Source organism: Frigoribacterium sp. 9N, assembly GCF_902506305.1.
Lineage (GTDB): Bacteria > Actinomycetota > Actinomycetes > Actinomycetales > Microbacteriaceae > Frigoribacterium.
The window spans coordinates 1-2,730 of the sequence record NZ_LR733402.1 but is presented as its reverse complement, the minus strand read 5'-3'; the positions used below and the strand labels follow the sequence as shown (position 1 = coordinate 2,730).

General features: G+C 72.1%; 2 protein-coding genes and 1 pseudogene. 2 read left to right on the top strand and 1 reads right to left on the bottom strand.

What is annotated here, in order from left to right; genetic code table 11:
• Positions 1-352: 352 nt before the first annotated feature.
• Positions 353-784: a LexA family transcriptional regulator gene (locus tag ARTHRO9V_RS15600; protein ID WP_148076764.1), complete on the top strand. Its 432-nt coding sequence runs from the start codon at positions 353-355 to the stop codon at positions 782-784.
• The gene (locus tag ARTHRO9V_RS15595) at positions 777-2,096 is read left to right on the top strand and encodes a Y-family DNA polymerase (protein WP_056046762.1); all 1,320 of its coding nucleotides are present in this window, start codon (positions 777-779) and stop codon (positions 2,094-2,096) included. Before ARTHRO9V_RS15600 ends, ARTHRO9V_RS15595 begins: the two co-directional genes overlap by 8 nt.
• On the opposite strand, the pseudogene ARTHRO9V_RS15590 reads toward ARTHRO9V_RS15595, so the two are convergent.
• A pseudogene (locus ARTHRO9V_RS15590) lies at positions 2,083-2,730 on the bottom strand (MFS transporter); the annotation flags it as partial. The gene ARTHRO9V_RS15595 and the pseudogene ARTHRO9V_RS15590 overlap by 14 nt on opposite strands.

The following is a 2,730-nucleotide window of genomic DNA, read 5'->3' as shown; positions in this document are numbered from 1 at the left end:
TGCCGGGGGTGCGGGCGCGCTCGGCTCCGGTCGGGACCGCGCGTCACCATGATCAGCGTCGGCAACTCCGGGATGGTGCCGCAGCGCGAAACCCCGGGCCCGGAGGCTCGGGGCCGCCGCGGAACGTCGCAGCACGAGGCAGGAGTTGCCGACCACGCGGCGGGGTGGTCGGTCGGGCGGCACCCGCGGGGTCGGCGGTCGCGGCGGGGCGGCCGTCCCGGCGCGGAGCGCGGTGTCGGTGGTCTGACGTAGCGTCCTCGGTGGGAGGCGTGATGAGAGATCACCGGCAGTCGTCCGTGCGAACCGGCGTGCGCCTCCTCGGCGACCCCCGTGCCGGGTGCGAGGGCACACGGTGACCGCCGTCATCGGCCCCGTCGGGGGCGACGAACGTCCCGACCACCTGTTGCCGCAGCAGGCCGCCGAAGCCGTCCACGCCGGTTTCCCCTCTCCGGCGCAGGGCTACTACAACGGGCCGGTCGACCTCAACCGGCACCTCATGCGCGACCCCACCGCGACGTTCCTGGTGCGGGTCAGCGGCGACAGCATGACCGGCGCCGGCATCTTCGACGGTGACGAGCTCGTCGTCGACCGGGGGCTCGACGCCCACGACGGCCACGTGGTCGTCGCGGTCGTCAACGCCGAGCTCACCGTCAAGCGCCTCTCGTACCGGCAGGGGCAGATGGTGCTCAGCCCCGAGAACCCGGCCTACCCCGAGATCGTGCTGTCCGAGCTCGACGAGGCGACGATCTGGGGCGTCGTGACGAGGTGCCTGCACCGTGTCTGAGTCCGCTACGACATCCAGGTCGACCGCGTCCGAGCGCAGCGTCGCCATCGTCGACGCCAACAACTTCTACGTGTCGTGCGAGCGCGTCTTCAACCCGGCCCTCGAAGGGCGGCCGGTGGTCGTGCTGTCGAACAACGACGGCTGCGTCATCGCCCGTTCGCAAGAGGCGAAGGCGCTGAACGTCGACATGGCGGCACCGTGGCACAGCATCGCCCCGATCGCGGCGATGCAGGGCGTGGTCGCGGTGTCGAGCAACTACGAGCTCTACGGCGACATGTCGGCGCGGTCGGCCGAGATCCTGAGTCGGTACACCAGCGACCAAGAGGTGTACTCGATCGACGAGTCGTTCATCGAGCTGACCGGTTCGCTCGACGACACGATCGCCCAGGCCCGCGAGATCCGCCGCGCCCTGCGCAAGCTCATCGGGCTGCCCGTCAGCATCGGCATCGCGCCGACCAAGACCCTGGCCAAACTCGCCAACCGGGGGTCCAAACAGAACGCCGCCCTCGCCGGCGTCTGTCATCTGGGCAGCTACGCCCCCGAGCAGCAGACGGCGATCCTGGCGAGCGTCGACGTCGGCGACGTCTGGGGCATCGGTCGCCGGACGGCGAAGAAGCTCGCGCCGCTCGGCATCCACACCGCGGCCGACCTCCGCGACGCCGACGCCGCCCGCATCCGCACGCGCTTCGGCGTCGTGCAGGCCCGGGTCGTGCACGAACTGCGCGGGGTCGACTGCTTGCCGATCGAGCAGGTGCAGCCCGACCGTGAGCAGATCTACCACTCGCGGTCGTTCGCGGTGCCCATCACGACCGTCACCGAGCTCGAAGAGGTCCTGTCGGTCTACACGCAGCGGGCCGCGGCCCGGTTGCGCGGGCAGGGGTCGTTGACGCGCATGATGCGGTGCTTCACCGCGACCTCGCCGTTCTCCGACAGCGCCGCCCACACGAACCACTCGGTGTCGGTGGCGTTCCCCGAGCCCACCGACGACGCCGCCCTGCTGTACCGCTCGGCCATCGCCGCCCTCGGGCCGCAGCTCGAACCCGGCAAGCGCTACGTCCGGGCGGGCGTCACCCTGATGGAGCTCACCCCCCGTGACGAACACGCGAGCCTCGACGTCTTCGGCGAGGCCGACGCGGCACCGCCCGCCTACGGCGCAGTCATCGACCGCATCGCCGGCAAGTTCGGCGAGGACACCCTGGGGCTCGGCATCGCGGGTCTCCGCCACCGTCGCGGGTGGTCGATGAAGCGCGACATGGTCTCGCCCCGCGCCACCACCCACTGGGACGAGTTGGCGACCGTCAGGGCTCGGTGACGATCCGTGGGCGCACCTCGTCGGTCGTCAGTCGGCGGACGCCCGGCGTCGAGACGGCCGCGAGGGTCGCCGCCACGACGATCGCGGCGCAGACGAGCAGCGTCGGTCGCGTGCCGACGTACTGCGCCACCGGCCCCGCGAACACCTCGCCGAGCGGCACGGCCACGAACGAGCCGACCATGTCGTACGAGTAGACCCGGGCCAGGGAGGCGCGGGGCACGTGGCTCTGCAACGACTGGTCCCACGAGATGGCGAAGATCTCGAGTGCGACGCCACCCAACAGGAAGGCCACCACCAGCGCGGGCACCACCGGAGCCAGTCCGAGCGTCGCCACCGGCACCGCCGTGACGGCCATCAGCCCCACGCCCACTTCGAGGCCGTGCCGGGGCCGCCAGCGCAGGGCGACGACGGCTCCGAGGCCGAGGCCGACCGTCTGGGCCGCGACGACCAACCCCCAGGCCGCCCGCCCGAACGACCCGTCCGCCACGACGGGGCCCAGCACCGTCGTCGCCCCCACGAACGCGGCGTTCAGCACCGCGAATTGCGCCACCACGATCCAGACCCACGAGCGCCGGGTGAACTCCTGCCACCCCTCGCGCAGGTCGGCGATCACCGACGAGCCCGGGCCCGAGCC